At 44.6% G+C, this 22101-nt stretch carries 22 protein-coding genes; 5 read left to right on the top strand and 17 right to left on the bottom strand.

Annotation, left to right across the window (positions count from 1 at the left end; translation table 11 throughout):
• Positions 1-90 precede the first annotated feature (90 nt).
• The 3 genes from ABTQ23_RS02660 (at position 91) to ABTQ23_RS02650 (ending at position 5242) form a co-directional block, all read left to right on the top strand.
• Positions 91-3426 (top strand): ankyrin repeat domain-containing protein, encoded by a 3336-nt coding sequence (locus tag ABTQ23_RS02660; RefSeq protein WP_408614092.1) that lies wholly within the window; start codon positions 91-93, stop codon positions 3424-3426.
• A gap of 148 nt (positions 3427-3574) precedes the next feature.
• Entirely contained in the window at positions 3575-4501 is a 927-nt protein-coding gene (locus ABTQ23_RS02655; protein WP_408614091.1) for an ROK family protein, read from the top strand.
• 3 nt (positions 4502-4504) lie between these two features.
• Positions 4505-5242 carry a copper homeostasis protein CutC gene (locus ABTQ23_RS02650; RefSeq protein WP_408614090.1) on the top strand — a complete coding sequence of 246 codons (738 nt, stop codon included), beginning with the start codon at positions 4505-4507 and terminating at the stop codon, positions 5240-5242.
• A gap of 20 nt (positions 5243-5262) precedes the next feature.
• Here ABTQ23_RS02650 and ureG read toward each other — a convergent pair whose 3' ends face one another.
• From ureG to ABTQ23_RS02590, 12 genes are all read right to left on the bottom strand, one after another.
• Complete coding sequence (ureG, locus tag ABTQ23_RS02645; protein ID WP_408614089.1) at positions 5263-5904, bottom strand: urease accessory protein UreG; 642 nt, start codon at positions 5902-5904, stop codon at positions 5263-5265.
• 18 nt (positions 5905-5922) lie between these two features.
• Complete coding sequence (locus tag ABTQ23_RS02640) at positions 5923-6600, bottom strand: urease accessory protein UreF (RefSeq protein ID WP_408614088.1); 678 nt, start codon at positions 6598-6600, stop codon at positions 5923-5925.
• On the bottom strand, positions 6581-7027 hold the full coding sequence (ureE, locus tag ABTQ23_RS02635; protein WP_408614087.1) for an urease accessory protein UreE: 447 nt from the start codon (positions 7025-7027) through the stop codon (positions 6581-6583). The genes ABTQ23_RS02640 and ureE overlap by 20 nt, the downstream gene beginning before the upstream one ends.
• An 11-nt stretch (positions 7028-7038) precedes the next feature.
• A complete protein-coding gene (ureC, locus tag ABTQ23_RS02630; protein WP_408614086.1) occupies positions 7039-8745 on the bottom strand; it encodes an urease subunit alpha in 1707 nt (568 codons plus the stop codon).
• The gene (locus ABTQ23_RS02625; protein WP_408614085.1) at positions 8742-9062 is read right to left on the bottom strand and encodes an urease subunit beta; all 321 of its coding nucleotides are present in this window, start codon (positions 9060-9062) and stop codon (positions 8742-8744) included. The genes ureC and ABTQ23_RS02625 overlap by 4 nt, the downstream gene beginning before the upstream one ends.
• An 11-nt stretch (positions 9063-9073) precedes the next feature.
• Positions 9074-9376, bottom strand: coding sequence for an urease subunit gamma (locus ABTQ23_RS02620; RefSeq protein ID WP_408614084.1), 303 nt, complete (start codon positions 9374-9376; stop codon positions 9074-9076).
• An 18-nt stretch (positions 9377-9394) separates the two neighbouring features.
• Positions 9395-10270, bottom strand: a complete 876-nt coding sequence (locus ABTQ23_RS02615) for an urease accessory protein UreD (protein WP_408614083.1) — start codon at positions 10268-10270, stop codon at positions 9395-9397.
• Between the two features lie 327 nt (positions 10271-10597).
• Positions 10598-11551, bottom strand: a complete 954-nt coding sequence (locus tag ABTQ23_RS02610; RefSeq protein WP_408614082.1) for an arginase family protein — start codon at positions 11549-11551, stop codon at positions 10598-10600.
• 17 nt (positions 11552-11568) lie between these two features.
• The gene (locus ABTQ23_RS02605) at positions 11569-12315 is read right to left on the bottom strand and encodes an amino acid ABC transporter ATP-binding protein (RefSeq protein ID WP_408614081.1); all 747 of its coding nucleotides are present in this window, start codon (positions 12313-12315) and stop codon (positions 11569-11571) included.
• Entirely contained in the window at positions 12312-12983 is a 672-nt protein-coding gene (locus tag ABTQ23_RS02600; RefSeq protein ID WP_408614080.1) for an amino acid ABC transporter permease, read from the bottom strand. Before ABTQ23_RS02600 ends, ABTQ23_RS02605 begins: the two co-directional genes overlap by 4 nt.
• Positions 12984-12994: 11 nt before the next feature.
• Positions 12995-13720, bottom strand: a complete 726-nt coding sequence (locus tag ABTQ23_RS02595; RefSeq protein ID WP_408614079.1) for a transporter substrate-binding domain-containing protein — start codon at positions 13718-13720, stop codon at positions 12995-12997.
• A 34-nt stretch (positions 13721-13754) separates the two neighbouring features.
• Positions 13755-14723 (bottom strand): agmatinase, encoded by a 969-nt coding sequence (locus tag ABTQ23_RS02590; RefSeq protein WP_408614078.1) that lies wholly within the window; start codon positions 14721-14723, stop codon positions 13755-13757.
• A gap of 103 nt (positions 14724-14826) precedes the next feature.
• Between ABTQ23_RS02590 and ABTQ23_RS02585 the strand changes: the two genes are divergently transcribed.
• The gene (locus ABTQ23_RS02585) at positions 14827-15708 is read left to right on the top strand and encodes a LysR family transcriptional regulator (RefSeq protein WP_408614077.1); all 882 of its coding nucleotides are present in this window, start codon (positions 14827-14829) and stop codon (positions 15706-15708) included.
• A 39-nt stretch (positions 15709-15747) separates the two neighbouring features.
• On the opposite strand, the gene urtE is transcribed toward ABTQ23_RS02585, so the two are convergent.
• The 5 genes from urtE to urtA form a co-directional block, all read right to left on the bottom strand.
• Positions 15748-16437 (bottom strand): urea ABC transporter ATP-binding subunit UrtE, encoded by a 690-nt coding sequence (gene urtE / locus ABTQ23_RS02580; RefSeq protein WP_408614076.1) that lies wholly within the window; start codon positions 16435-16437, stop codon positions 15748-15750.
• Positions 16434-17243: an urea ABC transporter ATP-binding protein UrtD gene (urtD, locus tag ABTQ23_RS02575; protein ID WP_408614075.1), complete on the bottom strand. Its 810-nt coding sequence runs from the start codon at positions 17241-17243 to the stop codon at positions 16434-16436. Before urtD ends, urtE begins: the two co-directional genes overlap by 4 nt.
• Complete coding sequence (urtC, locus tag ABTQ23_RS02570; protein WP_408614074.1) at positions 17243-18340, bottom strand: urea ABC transporter permease subunit UrtC; 1098 nt, start codon at positions 18338-18340, stop codon at positions 17243-17245. The genes urtD and urtC overlap by 1 nt, the downstream gene beginning before the upstream one ends.
• A complete protein-coding gene (urtB, locus tag ABTQ23_RS02565) occupies positions 18340-19965 on the bottom strand; it encodes an urea ABC transporter permease subunit UrtB (RefSeq protein ID WP_408614073.1) in 1626 nt (541 codons plus the stop codon). Before urtB ends, urtC begins: the two co-directional genes overlap by 1 nt.
• A gap of 69 nt (positions 19966-20034) precedes the next feature.
• Positions 20035-21312 carry an urea ABC transporter substrate-binding protein gene (gene urtA, locus ABTQ23_RS02560; RefSeq protein ID WP_408614493.1) on the bottom strand — a complete coding sequence of 426 codons (1278 nt, stop codon included), beginning with the start codon at positions 21310-21312 and terminating at the stop codon, positions 20035-20037.
• 496 nt (positions 21313-21808) lie between these two features.
• On the opposite strand from urtA, the gene ABTQ23_RS02555 reads away from it, so the two are divergent.
• Complete coding sequence (locus ABTQ23_RS02555; RefSeq protein ID WP_408614072.1) at positions 21809-22024, top strand: hypothetical protein; 216 nt, start codon at positions 21809-21811, stop codon at positions 22022-22024.
• Positions 22025-22101 lie beyond the last annotated feature (77 nt).

The raw sequence follows: 22101 nt of genomic DNA, 5'->3' as shown, positions 1-22101 counted from the left end.
ACGCAATTAATTTGGCGTTATTTATATTTAAAAAATTTGTTAAAACAACTATCAATCAATTATTAATGTCATCTGGATTATGAGGGCCTCATGTTTTTTAATCGCAAAGAATCGATAGAAAAAATTATTCAAAAAGGGAATTTAAATAAATTAAAGAAACAATATTCGCCAGATACATTATCTAACGCTGATGAAAATGGACGTTTTCCGCTTTACTATGCCATTTATTATAAGAATGCTGAAATTGCTCGATACCTTCTTGATAATGGGGTTTCAGCTCAAAGTGGTGCAGAGAATGACCAGCAGTATGTGATGGAGTTTGTACTGACTCAATGCGATGCTCAACTGTTACAAGTATTTTTAGATTTTGGTGAAAAATTACCTAAAACAGTCAATCAGTTACCAATATTACATGCCGTTGTTGAACAAGAGCAATTAAATGAAGAATATCTTGAATACATATTAAAAATAACTGGTGGCGACATCAATGTCGTTGATCTTAGTTATACACAAATGTCGGTTCTGGCGTACTACATCTCTTGTGAGCACTTAAATGTAGACCCGGCGATGATTCGTAAGATGGTTGCGTTAGGTGCTGATGTTAACCTTGCTAGCAGCGCTGGTGTCTGCCCACTTTATTGCGCATTGTGTAATTCTAAGTTGTCTGATTTACCTCAGGCGGATAAAACTACATTTGATGATGTGATTGATGCGTTAAATACGCAAGCATTGGATATTCATCTTAAACTGCCTTCAATATCGCTCGCTGTTCGATTATTACAACATCGCCGTTATGCGGGGTTTGTTAAATTATTAGAGTTGGGCCTTGAGATTAACGAGGAAGATAAAGAACAAATTGGTCAGTATATTAAAGCGCAAAATTTTGGCCGGACTTTAACTGAGCGTTTAATTGCAATTGATAGTAAGCGGCAACTGCATTTACCAATTAATTCACTACTTCCTACAGATAATGAGACGAGTGTAAAAATTGCGCAACTCGATGGTGCTAGTGAAGATGCCCAAGCAATGTTTTGGGATATTTTTAAAGCAGATAATTTAGCGGTTGATGAGAAAATAGAGCTGCTTTCCCAACTTCAGGCTAAAGGCGTTGATATTAATGCCCCGAAAAAAGTGGCAGGTATGACTTTAAGCCCGCTCCAGTATTTATGTGGTTGGTATGAGAATGTTCAGCATAATGAAGCTGTCTTTAATTTTCTGATTAAAAATGGTGCTGCATTGGAATGCCATGGCCGTTCAGCTTGGCATATGGCCATTTGGTTACATAATTTGGAATTGGCTAAAAAATTATCTGAGTGTGGCTGTGACCTTTATTTCCAAGGCGAGCATCACACATCGGTATTTACGTGGGTATTTACAATTAATCCGCGCGGGCAGTTTTATTCGATAGATGAAACTGTTGAGGTTATCTCGCTAATTATTGATTGCTATAAACTACGCCAGCTCAGTGTGCCGTGGGATGAACCTTTTTGGTTTAGTTTCAACTCGCCACATGATCTGACTCGTCGTGCAAGCTGTCTATCAGGTGTTGTGATTAGCCATAATGCACAAGGGTTTAGTCAGTTAGCCTTGGGGCTCATAAAATTGGGTTGGAATATCCATCAACTGATATCAGATTCGGCATTTGATGATGAGCCTGATAAAAAAGAACATCCTGTAAGTACTTGGCTTAGAACTTATGCCAAGCAGGGCGATGATATCAGCGAACTTATTGAAGCTATCGCCGATGGATTGGATATCAACAATCCACAAATTGGTGACCCTCTACGTTGGGCGATTGTTCAAGGGACTGATATTAAAACAATTCGAACTCTCATCAAGCTCAGTAACAAAGATAATATTAATCGTAAACGGATTGTGACTGTTGATGGTAAAACGGTTGAAACTTATCACTATGGGGTGATCTATGCCGCTATTGATCTGTTAAATGAACCGCATCACAAAGAGTTATGTTTTGAAGTTTGTCGATTATTAATTGAGGCAGGTTGTGATTTAAATGACCCGGTAGATATTCACCTGCAGCCAGCATGTCGTGATGATGGCCGAGGCTGGGGGCAATATCGTAATGAAGAAAGTCTCTTGGAATGGGCCGTTGATTCTAACAATTTTGAGGTATTTAAACTTGCCTTGGAAAATGGCGCAGATCCACGAGCGAAGATGGGGCTGACCAAGGAAGAGTTTGTTCATTATGCGGTGTCACGTTGTGACCGACTCGAGCAGGGCGACGTTATTCGTTATTTAGATGAGATTGATAAGCTGGGTTTATTAGATGTCAATGTTGAGACGACGATCAATGCCACACCACTTTTATCGGCGGCTTCAAAATGTCGTGATGAGATAGTGCGTTATCTGCTGGAGCATGGTGCCAATCCTGATGTGTGTGGTGGTTTTGATAATTCCTCCTCTTTGCATCGCGCGATTAGCAACTGGAACTGGATTGACAAAGAGCAGCGCCGAGCAACCGTTGAAGCTTTAATTAAAGGCGGGGCCGATGTTGAGCTGATTGACCCTGATGGTGACACTGCGTTGATGAGCGCTGCTCGTTATGGCGCGTTAACGGCTGTGGATGTTTTACTAGAGCATGGCGCTGATGCTTGTTTTGGTAACAGCGATGGCTTTACGCCATTACATATGGCGGCAGTTGGTGAATATGGTTATGACACCTATATTCAAAGACACTGTCAGGAAAACAGCGTTGACCAGATGCTAAAAATTGAGATTATTCAACGTCTGTTGGACCATGGTGCTGATATTAATGCAGCCACTAACGAGCGCGGTTATACAGCAATTATGTTAGCGATGTTTGTGGGTCATGATGAGATTTTCGATAAATTATGCTCACTTGGAGCCGATTTAAATCAACCTGATGCATCTGGCCGTACTCTTTTGATGCTCGCTTTAAGCGGTGCTGACAATGCGTTTATTAATAAACTGTGTGCTCGTAAACATGTGCGCGAAAACATCGAACATGTGGATGAAGAAGGCCGTAACTTGATGCATTACATTGCGATGCGAGGCAATGACAAAGAAGCTTGTAAACAGTACCAATTGTTTACGTCACGGCTTAATCTGAGCTATCGGCTTAGTCACTCAAGCACTACCCCGCTGCATTATGCGGCCTTTGCTGGTAACTCAGAGCTGATTAACTTAATGTGTCAAAATGGCGCGGATGTCAATCAAAGGGATGCTGATGGAAATACACCGCTGCATGTTGCGCTATTTTTTGACCCAGATGTCACAGATTTGAGTGAAGTTGAGATGGTTGTAACGACGTTGCTAACCAATGGCGCAAACCCACATCAGGAAAATAGCGAAGGTGAAACGCCACTCAAATTAGCCAGTGCTCGAGGCGTCAGCCAAAGTGTTGAATTGATGAGCAAAATGCCTGTGAGTACGACACTTAACTAAACTTTCTTAAACGATTTAAAAGCCACTGCTTGTCCTTATCGCAGTGGCTTTTTTATTGCTATCGAGCGTTTTGTGTGAATAGCCATTGCGGTTATCCACCGACTCTGGCTAAGATAACCCATCACTTATCTTCAAAGATACGCAAACCATGGTTAAACCCATAATCTGTGCTGATATTGGTGGTTCTTTTATTAAATTTGCAGTCTCAGAAAAGCCCGGTCAGATCCAGTTTTTAGATAAAATTGCTAACCCTGCGGATAACTGGCAAGCGTTTAGTCAAGCTCTTTTAAGCCTCGTTAATAAATGGCAATCGCATTACAAGAGTGATTCAGCATTGGCTATTTCAACCACCGGGGTGGTCGATAATGTCAAAGACACCGTCTTCGCTGGTAATATCGCAGCTTTTCGCGGCCATCAGATTAAGCAAGAGCTCTCGCAGCTATTAAAACGACCTGTCTATATCGCCAATGATGCCGATTGCTTTACCCTTGCGGAAACCCATTTAGGCGCGGGAAAAAATCACCCTATTGTGTTAGGTGCCATTATTGGTACAGGAGTTGGTGGCGGGTTAGTGATTCATGGCCAAATCATAGAAGGTCGTGGTGGCATTACGGCCGAGTGGGGTCATGGGCCGATTACGCGCACGGAAGTTGCTATCAACGGCCGAACCATTCATTTGCCAAGAGTTCGCTGTGGCTGTGGTCAGATTGGTTGTCTTGATACATTGGGCGGCGCTCGGGGAATTGAGCGACTGCACCTGCATCTTCATCAGCAATCGCTAACTAGTCAGCAAATTATTACCTTGTATAAACAAGCTGATGTTCAAGCTGAGCTCACTATTAAAGTCTGGTTAGCTGTTATGAGTGAGCCGTTGGCGTTGACCCTTAATATCCTTGGCCCCTCGATTGTGGTGGTCGGCGGTGGGCTAGCCAGTGAGCCAGAGCTTATCGCTCGCCTTGATGATAAAGTCAAAGCGATGATTTTAAACCCGATAGATTCACCGTTGATTGTCCCCGGTATGTTTCACCAAGATGGTGGGCTAATTGGCGCTTCTTTGTTGGTGGAGCGAGCATAAATCATGCTGGAGATTTGCTGTTATGGTGATGACGACCTTAACAGAGCACAGCGCTTTGGTGCGCAGCGTATCGAGCTATGCTTTGCTCGCCAAGAGGGCGGCTTAACGCCCTCGTTTGGATTGATGCAATTAGCAACGCGCTTGAATATACCCGTAATGGTGATGATTCGCCCTCGTGGTGGTGATTTTTGCTATAGCTCCGGGGATCTTTTTCAAATGTGTGAAGATATTGCTCAAGTTAAAGCACTTCATTTAAGTGGTGTAGTGATTGGCGCTTTAACCACAGATGGGCAAATTGATGTCGCTGCAATGGGGCAATTGTTAGAAGCCGCCCAAAGGCTTGAAGTGTGCTTTCATCGGGCATTTGATATGACTCAAGATCCCATCGCTTGCTATCAGCAATTAGCTAAGCTTGGTGTTTCACGGGTTTTAACCTCGGGCCAACAAAGCACAGCTGGCGCAGGTGTTGAGTTGATAAAACAGCTAGTTGCACTTGATGGACCAGTCGTTATGGCTGGCGGCGGCGTGAGAGCGGCGACGATTGCAAGGTTACTCGAGGCTGGTGTTCGAGAGTTTCACTCATCGGCGAGCGTCATAAAGCCATCGGTGATGCGTTTTATGAATCGTCAGGTTTTTATGGGAGCCGCGGGCCAAGATGAATATCAGCGCTATGAGATTGCTGAGGATGAAGTCGTTAAAATGCGCGCGATTTTGGATAAAGCGACAACAGAAAGCCGATAGGCTTTCTGTTTGGAGTATGCTTAAACAACCGCTTTGGCAGAGGGGATCTCTTTTGTTTCAAGCATGCCCTGGTCAATAATGAAGTGAATGATTTCGTCTAATCCTTCAGCTTTTTTCAGATTAGAAAAAACAAACGGGCGAGAGCCACGCATTTTTTTAGCATCTCTATCCATCACATCTAGTGATGCGCCAACGATTGGTGCTAAGTCAGTTTTATTGATGATCAACAGATCTGACTTAGTGATCCCAGGGCCACCTTTACGTGGGATTTTATCGCCAGCAGATACGTCAATCACATAGAGCGTTAAATCCGACAGCTCTGGGCTAAAGGTCGCGCTTAAGTTATCGCCACCACTTTCAACGAAAATGATATCCAAAGAGCCGAGCCGTTTTTGCAGTGTGTCAATTGCGGCAAGGTTCATCGATGCATCTTCACGGATAGCCGTGTGAGGGCAGCCGCCTGTTTCAACGCCGATAATTCGCTCGGCTTCAAGAGCCTGATGGCGAGTTAAAAACTCGGCGTCTTCTTGAGTGTAAATGTCGTTAGTGACCACGGCTATTTGATAATAATCGCGCAGCGCTGTGCATAATGAGCGCAATAATGCGGTTTTGCCAGAGCCCACAGGGCCACCGACACCGACGCGTAAAGTTTGTTTAGTCATCGCAATTCCTTAATCGCTTTATGAGCGAAATAGTCGTGAATATTGGGTTTCATGATGCGCGCTTAAGATGCCAAACATGGGCAGCCCCATGCCGATTTGATCTTCATCTAACGCATCAGCTTGGCTAATGGCGGTTATCAGGGCAGGTTGCAGCTGGTGGATGAGTTTTTGTGCTTGAGTTTGTCCAAGCGGGACCAATTTAGTCGCTGCTGCAACTTGGTTTTCCAGCCATGCCGATAAAAAACCGCAAGCGGTTTGTTGATAGGGGATATGCCAGTTTACGGCCGCTAATGCATAGAGACTGACATAACTGAGTTGGTCGTTCGCAAAATCTGGCACATTAATGCCAAAGTTGGGTAGTAGCTTCGCTAGAGCTGCCCCCATCGCAGTATCGGCCTGATGCAGCTCAAAGCTTTCTCGACAGGCCAGTAACCAGTCATTGTAGTCTCGCGCTTTGGTTAAATCGTCAGTTAAGAGCGCATGATAGACTCGCTTTAAGAGCGGCAAATCGACATACACAAGTGACTGCTGGAGCTGCTCGCTTAACCAATGAGCAATCTGCTCAGGGGTTTTTAGCGTGCCGTTATCGATGCTAAATTCCAATCCCTGAGAGAATGAGTAGCCGCCAATCGGTAAGGCGGCACTGCTTAAATGCATTAATCGCAATAGCGCCAGATCAGTGATGGTGGTGTCCATGGCTGCTGTACGCTCCTGATTCTGGTTCGAAAATGCACTTTAAATGGCGAAGTTTAAGTCCGAGCAGCTCAATGAGCTCTTCTAGCACGTGGTCTGGTTTTATACGTAACCACTTTGCCCCAATCTGCATGCGAACGTGGCGGTTGCCTAAGTGGTAGCAAGCCTTAGCAAACTGCTGCCAATCGTCACAGGATGCTTCACAAACTGCTTCATCGGCACCAATGACTCGCACCAGCTTGCCATCGTCTGCTTTAAGTAATTCACCGATTTGTAGCGCTTTACCGCGCTCTAAAAACAGACGCAACTCTTCGCCATTCGCCGCGACTAGCTTTTGCCGGCCTTTATCACGTTGCTCAGCATCCAAAGCCACCTCGGTATAGACCTCAGCAGTATCGTCAGCATGGCAACGCGTTTGAATTTCTAACATATTTTTTCCTTTTAAAACAAACAATACAGCTGCGTCAGCGGTAATTCAGTGGCAGGCTCACAATACAGGAGCTCACCGTTGGCTCGAACTTCATAGGTTTGTGGATCCACACTGATATCTGGCAACCAGCTATTATGAATCATGTCCGCTTTTGATAGGTTGCGCGTGTTGTGGCAGGCTTTTAATGGGCGTTGCAGACCAAGAGTTTCGCTAATGTGGTTATCAAGTGCTGCCTGGCTGACAAAGTTATAGCTGGTTTTAGCTGCGGCAATGCCAAAGCTGCCAAACATTGGGCGATAATGCACCGGTTGCGGGGTTGGAATTGAAGCATTTGGGTCGCCCATTGGCGCTGCTGCAATCATGCCACCTTTGATGATCATCGCCGGTTTAATCCCGAAAAAGGCAGGTTTCCACAGCACGATATCGGCAAGTTTGCCAACTTCTAGTGAACCAACATAGTCGCTGATGCCATGGGTAATTGCTGGGTTAATAGTATATTTAGCGATATATCGTTTGGCGCGAAAGTTATCACAACCGATGGTTTTATCTTCATCTAACAGGCCGCGCTGCACTTTCATTTTATGCGCAGTTTGCCAAGTGCGGGTAATGACTTCACCCACGCGGCCCATTGCCTGTGAGTCTGAAGCTATCATCGAGAATGCACCGCGATCATGCAAAATATCTTCAGCTGCGATGGTTTCTCGGCGAATTCGTGAATCAGCAAATGCCACATCTTCTGGAATATTGCTATCTAGATGGTGGCAAACCATCAGCATATCCAGATGTTCATCAATGGTATTGATGGTGTAGGGACGCGTTGGGTTTGTTGAAGAGGGCAATACATTGGCTAAGCTACAAGCTTTAATAATATCTGGTGCATGCCCACCGCCAGCGCCTTCAGTATGATAGGTGTGGATGACTCTATCTTTAAATGCGCCAAGAGTTGAATCAACAAAGCCTGATTCGTTAAGCGTGTCGGTATGAATGGCAACCTGCACATCGTATTGGTCAGCAACGGTTAAACAAGCATCAATGCTGGCCGGTGTTGTTCCCCAATCTTCGTGCAGTTTTAAACCGCAAGCCCCGGCTTTAATTTGCTCAACCAATGCTTGGGGTTGGCTGGCGTTGCCTTTTCCTAAAAAGCCAAAATTCATCGGCATCGCATCGCAGGCTTGCAGCATTTTGCCCATGTGCCAAGGACCCGGTGTGCAGGTCGTGGCATTGGTTCCGGTGGCAGGCCCCGTTCCGCCACCAATCATGGTGGTCACGCCAGACATTAACGCTTCTTCAACTTGCTGTGGGCAGATAAAGTGAATATGTGAGTCAATACCACCTGCTGTGACAATATGGCCTTCACCGGCGATAATTTCGGTTCCTGGGCCAATGATGATATCTACATCGCTCTGGGTATCAGGGTTGCCCGCTTTACCAATGGCCGCAATTTTGCCTTCTTTTAAGCCAATGTCGGCTTTAACAATCCCCCAATGATCTAAAATCAGAGCATTGGTTATGACTGTATCCATTGCAACCGTTGAGTCGCATTGGCTTTGTCCCATGCCATCACGAATAACTTTGCCGCCACCAAATTTTACTTCATCACCATAGTGGGTGAAGTCTTTTTCGACTTCAATCCATAGCTCAGTGTTGGCCAGACGAACACGGTCGCCGGTAGTTGGGCCAAACATTTGGCTATAAGTTTCTCTGTCCATCTGACTCATTGTTTTGGCTCCTCTAAAGGCCCCATAACTTCGCCACGAAAACCGTAAATCTCTTGTTTACCGGCGTAGCGAACTAATTCAATTTCTCGGCGTTGACCTGGTTCAAAGCGCACCGCTGTACCTGCGGCAATATTAAGATGAAAACCGCTTGCTTTCTCACGCTCAAAATCTAACGCTGGATTGACCTCAAAAAAGTGATAATGCGAGCCAATTTGGACGGGGCGATCGCCAGTGTTGGTGACGCTTAGCGTCAGCGTTTCGCGGCCTGCATTAATTTCGATGGGATCTGATTTGAGTTGTAATTCTCCTGGTATCATCGTCAAGCTCCTTAGCAGATAGGATGATGAACGGTCACAAGCTTGGTACCGTCTGGGAAAGTTGCTTCAACTTGGACTTCCTCGACCATGTCAGCAACGCCATCCATCACTTGATCAATGCGCAAAACCGTTTTGCCATAACTCATTAATTCGGCAACGCTTTTGCCATCACGGGCACCTTCAGCAATTGCCATAGTGATATAAGCGACAGCTTCCGGATAGTTTAGTTTCAGGCCACGATTGAGGCGGCGCTCCGCTAATAGGGCCGCTGTAAATATGAGTAGTTTGTCTTTCTCTTTGGGCAACAGTTCCACAGTTGTCTCCTTGTGAATTTAGGTGCGCCAGATGCGCGGTGCACATGCAACTTTGTTAATCATCAATGGTCGCAGATGCTGCCAGATCTGAGTAAATAATTGCCGGCATGTTTCACTATGCTGGCCTAAAAATCGAACGATTAAAATATCGTTAATTTGCGTGATCCCAACTTGATTCTCAGCGCTTTGTTCAAACGGTTCGCTAATTTCTCGCAGCACTTTAAGCTCGTTAGTCGTGAAATTATCGGCAGTGGCGACGAGCAAACCATGAATCGGATAGCCATTTAACGCAAGCGGGCTGTGCATTAGGCTTTGTGGTTCATCAGAGCCTGCAACAACCAGTCGGTCATGGAGTTTAAGGCGATTGTTGCGATAAATTTTAAGTGCCTGACAATAATGACCTTTGGTAAATGGCTGCTGACAATCCACAAGCCCCAAACAGGCAATTTCCCACCCTAAATACTGACTATTTTCGCTTAAATATACCGATTGGCTGAGCGAGCTATTGGAACCGGGATAGATAAGCGTTTCCATCGGCAGCCATTCGATGCTCGCATTTGGCTCAAGGTGCAGATTAACGTGTTGTGCTTGGGTACTTTGGTCGGCTCGGCCTTTGTAAACGCGAGCCGCTCCAGGCGTTGTGACAAGTGCATGTCCTGATGATTGCTGGGCAATATCAATATTGAGTTCATCACCTGAGACAATTCCGCCAGGCGGATGTAACAGATACAAATGAGCGCAATCAGGTCCTTCAGGATAAAACGGCTTTTGTACGTAGAGAGGCCCTTGATGGCGATTATGGATGAGCCGATTTCCTCGCTGCGTAAGTGCAAGTTTTAATTCAAGGCTGGCAGGCCAATTTAAAGTTGGGGATGCAAGAGCAGAAGAGGTCATACGAATAAGCCTGATATTAGCAAGAAGCGCTTAGATTCAGAGCAACAAAACGCGGATGGTTGATGAAAAAAAATGGGTACCATCTCAGTCACTATGTTCCTCCATAAGATTAAGTTTGAGTCGGTTACACTTGCAGTGATATCAGCCGATGCATTTGCACAATTGTGATAAATTTGTAAATAGTGCTCAACGAGTCCGCTGTTAAGCATTGGTTCCAAATGCATGGCTAGTGAATGCCAGATTAGCCTAATTTAACAAAAAAATTAACTTCTATCTGCATTTGATGTTAAATCAAGCTATTTAAAAACTAGGGGTTCTATGACTTATTTAGTCATTGTTTTGTTTGGCAAAAATATGGCCCATCAATTCAACCATGGTATGTGCTGCCAAATAAGAAGTGACACCTGTTCCAACATCCAATGATGGGCAAACTTCGACTAAATCGAAACCGACAATCGTCATTTTTTCGTTCAGTGCAATTAATGCATCCATCAGTTCTTGATAGAAAAACCCTTCGGGCTCAGCTGAGACACATCCCGGTGTGAGTGACATATCGAAAGCATCAATATCGATACTGATATAGCATTTTTCACCTTTGGGTAAGTGAGCAAATACTTGCTCCAGAGAGCTTTTTCGAAAAGCTTTCATGCTATAAACATGATTGCCATTGGCCGATGTATCAGCGACTTCGCTTGGGCGAACGCGAAGGCTACGAATACCAACCTGCGTGATACTTTTTACATGCTCTAAAGTCGAAACATGGCGAAATGGCTGGCCGTTACTGTATTGGATTTGCTCGGTAACCGGGGCAAAATCAAGGTGAGCGTCAAACTGAATGACATGAATCGGCTCGTCAAAACCACGAATGATTGGATAGCTCACTGAGTGATCGCCACCGATACCTACTGTAATCAGGTTTTGCGAGCGCAAGGTACGAACAAGGCCGGTGATATTATCCAGTGTCCGTTCGATATTGGTTGGAGCAATATCCACATCGCCAACATCGACGATGGAGCCATCTAGAATCTCAGTGGCTAAATAATGTTGGCCGCGGTCGATATCGTAAAAGCCGCTCGGGCTAAAGCGCATTGAATGTTCGCGAATACTACGCGGTGCAAAGCGCATGCCGGGTAAATATGGCGCTCCTTCATCAAAAGGAACACCAAACACTGCCATTTTGGCCTGAAGCGCTTGTAAGTCTTCGGCATAATTGGCTCGTAAAAAAGTTGGTATCCCACTAAACGCACGATTGATACGTCCATTACCTATCATGTTTGCCATTTCAGCTTACCTTGCAATTAGAGATTTTGTAACAGTACTTTGGTCCGAGAATGTTGCGGATTAGAGAAGATAGTTTGGGCTGGGCCTGCTTCAACGATTTTGCCATCTTCCATGACCACCAAGGTGTCAGCAACATCTCTGGCAAATGACATTTCATGAGTGACCACCATCATGGTCATCCCTTCTTTGGCGAGCGTTTTCATCACTTGCAATACTTCGCCAACAAGCTCAGGGTCGAGAGCCGAAGTGGGTTCATCAAACAGCATCACTTCTGGCTGCATTGATAATGCTCGGGCAATGGCTACGCGCTGTTTTTGCCCGCCAGAAAGACTAGCCGGATAGACATCAGCTTTTTCCGATAGACCTACTTTTTCAAGTAGTTCAACAGCTTGTTTCTCTGATTCATCTTTTGGCGCATTCAAAATTTTACGAGGGCCAACCGCCACATTGCCTAAAATCGACATATGTGGGAACAGGTTAAACGACTGAAATACCATGCCAACCTGACGACGCAGCTCGTTTAAGGATGAGTCGGCAAGCTCTGTCCCATCTTTTAACAGCCATTGACCACAGATGCGAATATTGCCCTGTTGGGCTTTTTCTAGGCCATTACAGCAGCGTAAAAAGGTACTTTTACCTGAACCACTTGGGCCAATGATGACCACAACTTCACCGCGAGCAATATCAAGGTCAATGCCTTTGAGCACGTTGATATCGCCATAGGATTTATGCAGATCACTGATGGAAATTAAAGGTGCACTCATTGAACCATGCCTCCAGCTCTAAGTTTGTTTTCCAGCTTGCGCAGTGCAAACATGATACTTGTCGTTAAGATGAGGTAGATAAAGGCAATTGCCACATACACTTCAAGCGAACGATAAGAGACACTGATAATTTTCTGCCCTTCATGCATCACATCGTGAATGGTGACCAAAGAGACCAGCGCCGAGTTTTTCGTTAATGCGATAAATTCGTTTGCCAGTGGTGGCACCATGCGTACCAGTGCTTGTGGTAAAACAACCACTCGCATTGCTTGCGATGCTGGCATCCCCATGGAGCGAGCCGCTTCCATCTGGCCTTTATCGACTGACAAAATGGCACCACGAACAATCTCTGAAACGTAGGATGCTGAGTAACAGCCCATCCCAATGACCCCACAGAAGAACGCAGGCAGTGTAATGTTAAAATAGGGCAAACCGAAAAATAGAATGAACAGTTGCACTAGTAGCGGTGTACCACGGACAAAGACCACATAGGTATTGGCGATGGTGTAACGAATCCGTTTTTCTGGATTGGTGCGAGCTAACCCCAAGATAATCCCCAGCACACAGCTGAGGACTAAAGAGCAGAGCGTTACCTCAATGGTAACGCCTGTGCCATGGAGTAGATCTTCCCAACCGGCAAAGACGGGTGAAAAATCAAATTCCGGCATAAAAAGACCTATTACTTAGAAGCAAACCATTTCTTCATCAGTTTGTTATATGTACCATCAGCTTTAACTTCTTTGATTGCTTTATCTAAAGCAGCTTTAAGCTCAGGTTTGTTTTTACTCACTGCAATACCGTAGTTTTCATGAGTAATCATTTCGTTTAAAACATGGCTTTTGCCAGTTTTACGAGCATAAGTTAGCGCTGCTGGACGGCCTGTAACAACCGCTTGAGCACGCTTGCTCTGCAGTGCGTTAAACATGCTTTCGTTGGTTTCAACTTCCATCAGTTTCACTTTTGGAAAGTGAGTTTTCATATAAACAACTGATTTAGTTCCTACCTGAACGGCAACAGTTTTGCCATCTAAATCACTTAATGAGTGAACATTGCCGTCGTTATTAACCAGTGCAACTAGACCTGCTGAGAAATAAGGAGTCGTGAAATCGACTACTTTTTTACGAGCTGGAGTGATGTAAATCGCAGAGAGAACGATATCCTGACGGTTAGCTAGGATAGATGGAACCAATGCTTTGAAGTCCATGTCAGTGTATTCAAATTTACGCTGCATTTTTGCTTCAAGAGCTTTGGCTAAATCAATATCAAAACCAACGCGATGACCATCTTGCATGAATTCCATTGGCGGATAAGTTGGGTCGATAGCAACGCGTACAGGTGACTGTGCGAATGCGTTAAAGGCTAAAAGGGCGCCAACAGACAGCGCAAGATTACGATAAAAACTCATAGTGTTCCCTCATTTATAGTGTGAGTAAGTAAAATTACTTAGCGTCGTAATAGCCAGCTCGAATTGTGGCACCGATAACATTTAAAGCTAAACGGCCAGCAACTAAGCATGACATCTGGTTAATGTCTTTTGATGGCGTAATCTCAACGATATCCATTCCAATCAAACGACCTTTGTTAATTAATCCGTGGATGAGCTCTCGGATCTGAATATAGTCCACACCACCAGGAGCTGGACCTAATACTGCAGGCATAATGGTTGGGTCGAGGCCATCAGCATCAATGGTTAGGTAATAACGAGCACCATCTGGGATCTGGTCTAAAAAGCTTTGCATCCCTTTAGCGTGCAGTTCATAGGCTGTCATTACGTTTGAGCCATATGCTTTAGCATCATCGACTTCTTCTTGGCGCGCACTGCCTGATGAGCGCATGCCAACCTGATAGATTCCTTTGACGTATGGTTTTTCTGATGCGCGGCGAATTGGGCTAGATAAGCCGTTTTTCACGCCATTTACTTCATCACGCCAGTCTAAGTGTGCGTCTACATGGACCAAATAAAATGGTTCTTCATCTTCATAGGCTTCAATGACCGGGTTGGTAATCCCATGGTCGCCACCTAAAATAATAGGTAATGCGCCTGCTTTAAGGATTTTTTTTACAGCAGCTACGCTACGTTTGTAATGAATTTGCGGATCATATAGATCGGCTGGAACATCGCCACAGTCAACAAAACGAATATCATCCCGATGTTGTAACAGTGGTCCGTCGATGTCGTAGTCATAACGTTCAGGGCTACGAATAACGCGATCAGATGCTTGGCGAATTGCCGTTGGCGCGTTGGTCTGATCGTTGTTGAAATCTTTCGGTGAATAAGGTGCGCCAAATGGGATACCTAAAACTGCGATATCCGCTTTAAGGTTATCTAAATCCAGCTCAAGTTCAGAAAAGAGCATTGATTTGTGGTTTGTTTTTGGCGCTACAGTTAATGGCGTTTTGCTGGTCATATATCTCTCAATCATTGGCTTTTCGAGGAATTTGGATTGTATTTACTCCAAAAGTTTTAAACAATAGATATTATTTGCAACAAAGGTTACAGAAAACGCAACCATGGCGCGACGACAGCTTAGTGAAAAAGACTTACGTAGTCTACGAATTTTAATGGAAGTGGCTCAAGCAGAAGGTATTTCTGCTGCTGAGTCGCAGCTCAATATGACCAAGGCAACCATTAGCCGTCATATCAAAGAGATTGAAGAAAATTTGGGAACACGATTATGTTTTCGGGGTCCACAAGGGTTTTCCTTAACCGCTGCTGGTGAAAAAGCCATTGAGTATACTCGGCCCGCTTTGCAAGCTCTTGAGCGAATCGACTCAGAAGTGGCAGCACTGAGCGGGGTGATTTCAGGGAAAGTTGAAGTTGGCATGATCGATAATATTTTAGGCGATCCTCACTCGCAGATATCTAAAGCTTTATCGGGACTGCTGCGAATTGCTCCAGAAGCTGATTTGAATCTTAAAACGATGAGCTCGAATGAGCTGATGCAGAGTTTGTATTCTCATCAGTTAGATATTGTGATTAAAGGCACCTTAAATGACGATTACTCCTCATCGCTTAATTATTTACCGCTCTTTCAAGAAGAGCATGCGTTTTGCTACTGCGATTTTCCAGGAATGCCGCACTGGTCCACTCGGCCGCTAATTTACCGGCGTAATCAGCGCCTCGTCGCGAGAGCCATGCGTGATTACGGTTTTAAACGCGGTCCTGAAGCGGTCGGGTTAGAATCGGTTGCAACACTGCTTTCAACAGGGCTTTATATTGGGATTTTGCCTTTGGCATACATGCACCAGATGCAACGGATGATCCCGTTTACCCATTGTCAGGAATTACCTATCTATCAGATGAAGTTGTATGCGATTACTCATCAAAAACGTAACCTCTCACCAGCGGCGCACACCTTCTTAGAACTGCTAAAAGTTCACCATGCCGCATGATTGCAAGCGTTAGAGTTTTTCACCCTAACGCTTGGTCTGTTACACGGCTAGATGCTGTTTAATTAGCTCATCTGAGAGATTTTCCATTTTATCAGACGCAACGATGTGGCCCTTTTCCATCAGCCGGAACTGATGTCCCACTTTTCGAGCAAATCCCAACTTTTGTTCAACCAGTACCACGGTTAAACCATCTTGCTGGTTGAGGTGGGTGATAACTTCACCAATCTGATTCACAATGTTTGGTTGGATCCCTTCATTGGGTTCATCCAAAATTAATACGGTAGGCGAGAGCACTAACGCTCGGCCAATCGCTAATTGCTGTTGTTGACCACCAGAGAGATCCCCTCCGCGGCGCGCATGCATCTCTTTTAAAACCGGAAACAGCTCATAAACGCGCTCGGGAATCGTGCGCTTGCCAGCCGCTGCCAGTGAGACTTTAAGATTTTCTTCAACGCTTAAGAGCGGGAAAATATCGCGCCCTTGTGGTACATAACCAACTTTTAGGCGTGCTCGCTGCTCTGCGCTCTGGCGCTCGATGGGTTGGCCATTGAGCTCGATGGTGCCAGAGCTGATAGGGAGTAGACCCATTAGGCATTTGAGCAGAGTGGTTTTACCCACGCCGTTGCGGCCCATAATACAGGTACATTCACCTTTAGGAATCGACAGGTTTAAGTCCCACAAGATTTGTGTGCCGCCATAGCGCTGATTAAGATTTTTAATCTCGATCATGCCTGCTCTCCTAAATAAACTTCGATGACTTTCGGGTCATTCTGAATTTGTTCCATGGTGCCTTCTGCTAATACGCTACCTTGATGCAACACAGTGACTGTTCGGGCGATACTGCGGACAAATTCCATATCGTGTTCAACAACCACAACCGTGCGCTCACCAGCCAAATTAGTAAGTAGCTCTGCGGTGCGCTCTGTTTCTTGCGGTGTCATCCCCGCAACGGGTTCATCCACTAGCATTAACCGTGGCTGAGATGCCAGTAGCATGCCGATTTCCAACCATTGTTTTTGTCCGTGGGAGAGAGAACCTGCTTGTTTGGTTCGATGCTCGCTAAGGCCAATGGTTTCTAAGACATAATCAAGCCATTGGCGCTGCTCTGCTGAAATTTTGTAGCGTAGGCTGCGCCAGATCCCTTTTTGTTGACCAATGGCCAACTCTAGGTTGGTTTGCACATCGTGCGCTTCAAAAACGGTTGGCTTTTGAAATTTTCGGCCAATTCCCAATGCGGCAATTTCTGCTTCTTGATAACGCAATAAGTTGTGATTCTGGCCGAAGAATACCTGCCCTTGATCGCAGCGAGTTTTACCAGTAATCACATCCATCAATGTTGTTTTACCGGCACCGTTAGCACCGATAAGGCAGCGTAGTTCACCATCATTAATATAGAGATTGAGATGATTTAACGCCTTAAAACCATCGAAGCTCACCGTTAAATCTTCAACATAGAGCAACACTTGATGCGAGACATCAACGTTGCGAACTGGATTTTTATCCCCGTGGAAATGGGGCCAACTAATAGATTTCATTATGCTTGCACCTGCATTGCTGATTTACGACGACGAGCATGCCAGAGCCCCATTAATCCTTTGGGTAAGAAGATAGTGACCAGTACGAATAATCCGCCCAAGATGAACAACCAAGCATCCGGCAAAATCGCGGTGAGGTTTGTTTTTGCATAGTTCACTAAGATTGCTCCGATGATGGCACCAAACAAGCTTCCGCGACCACCGACGGCCACCCAAATAACCATCTCAATGGAGTTAATCGGTGAAAACTCACTAGGGTTAATAATGCCAACTTGCGGTACATAAAGAGCCCCAGCAATCGCTGCAAGCAGTGATGAAAAGACAAACAATGCCACTTTAAAATGTTCAGTTCGATACCCTAAGAAGCGGGCGCGAGATTCACCATCACGAATGGCGATAATAATTTTGCCAAAGCGTGATTGCATCAGTTTGTAACTGACCCAAAGAGCGGCAGCTAATACAATGGCGGTGATTAAGAAAAGGCAGACTCGCGTGCTATCGGCATGTAGGTCAAAGCCTAGAATACCTTTAAAATCGGTCATCCCATTGTTGCCGCCAAAGCCCATTTCGTTACGAAAGAACGCCAGCATCAACGCGTAGGTGAGCGCTTGAGTCATGATTGACAGATAAACGCCAGTGACGCGAGAGCGAAATGCAAGGCTGGCAAATACGAATGCCAAAATACCTGGCACCAATAAGACGATTAAAATCATCACCCAAAAATGTTCTGAGCCTGTCCAGTACCATGGCAGGTGGTGCCAGTTTAGAAATACCATAAAATCTGGTAGTTGTGCGTTACCGTAAGCACCGCGGTCACCAATTTGGCGCATTAAGTACATGCCCATGCCATAACCGCCAAGGGCAAAGAACGCGCCATGGCCAAGACTTAAAATGCCGCAGTAACCCCAAATAATATCAACCGCTAATGCCAACAGTGCATAGCATAGATATTTGCCTAATAATGTGATGGTGTAAGTGCTCGCGGCAAACGGTGATCCGGCAGGTAACAGCAGATGGCTTAGCGCCGTAATCACCGATGCGGCCAGCAGGACAATGATAAAGTAGTGCAATGCACGATTTGAGCTTGATTTAACCATTAGTCTGCAGCTCTCCCTTTTTGCGGAAAGAGTCCTTTAGGTCGTTTCTGAATAAACAGAATAATGAAAACTAAAATCACAATTTTGGCCAATACAGCGCCAGCAACAGGTTCTAAGAACTTGTTCACTAAGCCCAAAATAAAGGCTGCGACGACAGTGCCAAATAAATTGCCAACGCCGCCAAATACCACCACCATAAATGAGTCGATGATATAAGACTGGCCAAGGTTTGGACCGACGTTGGTAAGCTGACTTAATGCCACGCCAGCAATGCCAGCAATCCCTGAACCTAAGCCAAAGGTCAGAGCATCAACACGGTCTGAGCGAATGCCCAGAGCTCGCGCCATCTGGCGGTTTTGTGAAACGGCTCGAACATGTAATCCTAGCGAGGTCTTTTTCAGTAATAACATTAGAGCTGCAAAGACAATTAGTGCGAAGATCAGAATATATAAACGGTTATAAGTCAGTGAAAAAACCGGATTAATGGCTAAAGAACCGCTCATCCAATCGGGTGAGGCAACTTCGCGGTTCAGCGGGCTAAATACGGTGCGAACGAGCTGCTGCAAGAGCAAACTAATCCCAAATGTTGCCAGTAAGGTTTCTAGTGGTCGGCCTCGCAGGTAGCGAATGACAAAGCGTTCGATGAGAATGCCAACTCCGCCTGAGACAATAAATGCACACGGCAATGCCAGCCACAACGATTGATTAATTTCATTTGGCCAGACCTGTTGGATAACATAGGTGGTATAAGCGCCGAGCATCATCATTTCGCCATGCGCCATGTTAATGACACCCATCACGCCAAAGGTAATTGCCAAGCCAATAGCTGCCAGTAGCAGTACCGAGCCTAAACTTAAGCCAAAGAATACTTTATCTAGCCAGTGGTAAAAGCTGGTTTGTGAGGCAATTTTATCCAGCGCTTTTTGAGCCATCGCTTTGACTTTCGCATCTTGTGATTGCTCAACGCTTTGGCGCAATAGGTTACGAACTTGAGGCTCTAGTGGTGTTCCAATTGCTTTAAGGGCTTTGATTTTAGCATCGCTGTCTTTGGCATTTTTTAGTTGTGCCATGTGCAGTGTTAACGAGAGTTTATGGCGAGTATCGCCTTTGGAAATATTGGGTAGAACCTGTTCTATTCGTTTAATCGTGAGTGCACTGGTATCGCCAAATAGTTCCTGTGCGGCGGCGCTTCTTTGTTTGGGGTCTTTACTATCGAGTTCTAAGCGGGCAATGGCGTTGCCAAGATGAGCGCGTAATGCATTATTAATCCCAATTTTATGGGCCTGAATTGAATTGGAATCGCCAACCTGCTGCTGATTAAATGGGTTTAAATAAACCTGTTTTCCCTCTTTTTTGGTGGCAATGAGTAAGGCGCGATCCGCTTTATTGTAATAGAGTTTGCCATTTAACATCGCCTGAAACATCGGCAGCATCAAATCGCCATTTTGATCTTCTAAGCTCGTTAAAATAGGGATGGCTTTTTTAAAATGAAAACCGATATGGGTTAGTGACTCAAGTTGGGCCTTATCGGGTTGACTGGTTGTTGCACTGGCGGGTAGGGCAATCAGCAGAATAACCCACATCCATAGCCAGTATAACGTTGGGCGGGTGGCATTAGTGCTCATGAAAATTCCTTTGCAGCAAATCTAATCGATATCGATAAAAGGCCGGTTTCCCGGCCTATCGCATTATGATTACTGGCCGCTGCACACTTTAGTTTTTGTGTTGTAGTGACCGCAGTTGATAGGAGAAGTCCAATCAGCAATGATGTTTTTGTCCGCAGGTAGGTAATTTGACCATGCATCACCTGGGATGACGCCATCAGTTCCCCAAACCGGATCAATCTGGCCATTGCTTTGAATTTCGCCAATATAAACGGGTTTGCTTAAGTAGTGGTTTTTGTTCATTACATCGACACTGCCAGTTAAGTTTTTCACTTTCTGGCCAATCATGGCTTTTTCTACAGCATCTGTTTTAGTGGTTCCTGCTTTCTTAACAGCCTGAGTCCACATTTTGAAGCCGATGTAAGTTGCTTCCATTGGGTCATTGGTAACCGCTTTAGGTTTACCGGTAAATTTATGCCAATCTTTGATAAACGCGTCGTTTTCAGGTGTATCAATACTCTGGAAATAGTTCCAAGCGGCTAAATGACCGACCAATGGTTTGGTATCAATCCCAGAAAGTTCTTGTTCGCCCACTGAGAAGGCAACCACTGGAATTTTTTCAGCAGTAATGCCTTGGTTCGCCAGCTCTTTATAAAATGGAACGTTGGCATCCCCGTTGATGGTTGAGATAACAGCAGTTTTTTTGCCTTGGCTACCAAACTGTTTAATTTTGGAGATGATTGACTGCCAATCGGAATAACCAAATGGGGTGTAGTTAATCATAATATCTGATGATTTAACCCCTTTAGCTTTCAGATATGTTTCCAAAATCTTGTTGGTTGTCCGTGGATAAACGTAATCGGTTCCTTCTAAAACCCAGCGTTTAACACCGACTTCTTTCATCAAGTAATCAACGGCAGGAATGGCCTGAGTGTTTGGAGCTGCGCCAGTGTAGAAGATGTTTTTAGAGGATTCTTCACCTTCGAATTGGACTGGATAAAAGAGCAGGCTGTTAAGTTCTTCAACAACGGGCAGAACTGATTTACGTGAGACAGATGTCCAGCAGCCAAAAATAACAGATACATGATCTTTGGTGATTAATTGACGTGCTTTTTCAGCAAACATTGGCCAGTCGGAGGCTGGATCGACAACAACTGGTACTAATTTTTTGCCTAACAAACCGCCTTTCGCGTTTTGTTTTTTAATCATCATCAGCACAGTGTCTTTCAGTGTGCTTTCACTGATTGCCATCGTACCTGAGAGTGAGTGCAAAATACCGACCTTAATCGTGTTGTCGGCCGCTTGGGCATTGAAGGTAATGGAGCCGGCGGTTAGCGCCAGTGCCACACCTAGTGTGGTTAACTTCATCTTCATTTCTACGATTTCCTTGTCTGACGAGATGGATCACAGCTTTATCCATCGTAGTGAGACAGCCCTCTTAAGGATATGCGCAATATTAGCCATTCAATTACGTCAAATGACGTAGTTAATAAACACGGAAGATGACGAAGGGTGCAACAAATACCCACTTAAATTATATGGTTAATGGAGTTGTTGAGATAACTAATAATAGCGGGTTATCTATCTGTTTTATATTGAATAAATAAAAAGAAGAAAAACCCTTAATAATAAAAATATCTTTTTATAAAATTAAAAGGATGTTTTATTAAATTTAGTTACAAATATTTTATTTTGAGAAGATTTTTATAGTTATTTGATTTTATATAAAATAATTCACATTGAAATTATATTTCATTATTAACATGGCAATTTATTGCTTTTATTTGCAAAAATTTACAGTTGATTTTTTATTTTATAGTATTATTTATAGCGTATAAAGAATATTCATTAATGGAGGTTTAGCATGGTCATTAATAAAATAAAAACGCTAGGTTTATCATTGGTTGGCGTTCTGGCATTGGTATTTTCTCTCAGTAGCTGTGCAAGTCAGCCAAGTACGACTGCAAGTACTGCACAGAATCATCAGTCTACCACTGCAGCTGAAATTCAAAAGAGTCAGGATGAAACACGCTTAGACTTTTTAGACACCTATCAAGGCTCAATGGATCCTGACTTCTAAGTTTGGTATTCAATGCGTCGTAATATTTAAACTATTACGTTTTTTATTAAATAATAAAAAGCCACCTACAAAAAGGT

The organism is Celerinatantimonas sediminis, assembly GCF_046054195.1.
GTDB lineage: Bacteria > Pseudomonadota > Gammaproteobacteria > Enterobacterales > Celerinatantimonadaceae > Celerinatantimonas.
This window is presented reverse-complemented; position numbering and strand designations above follow the sequence as displayed.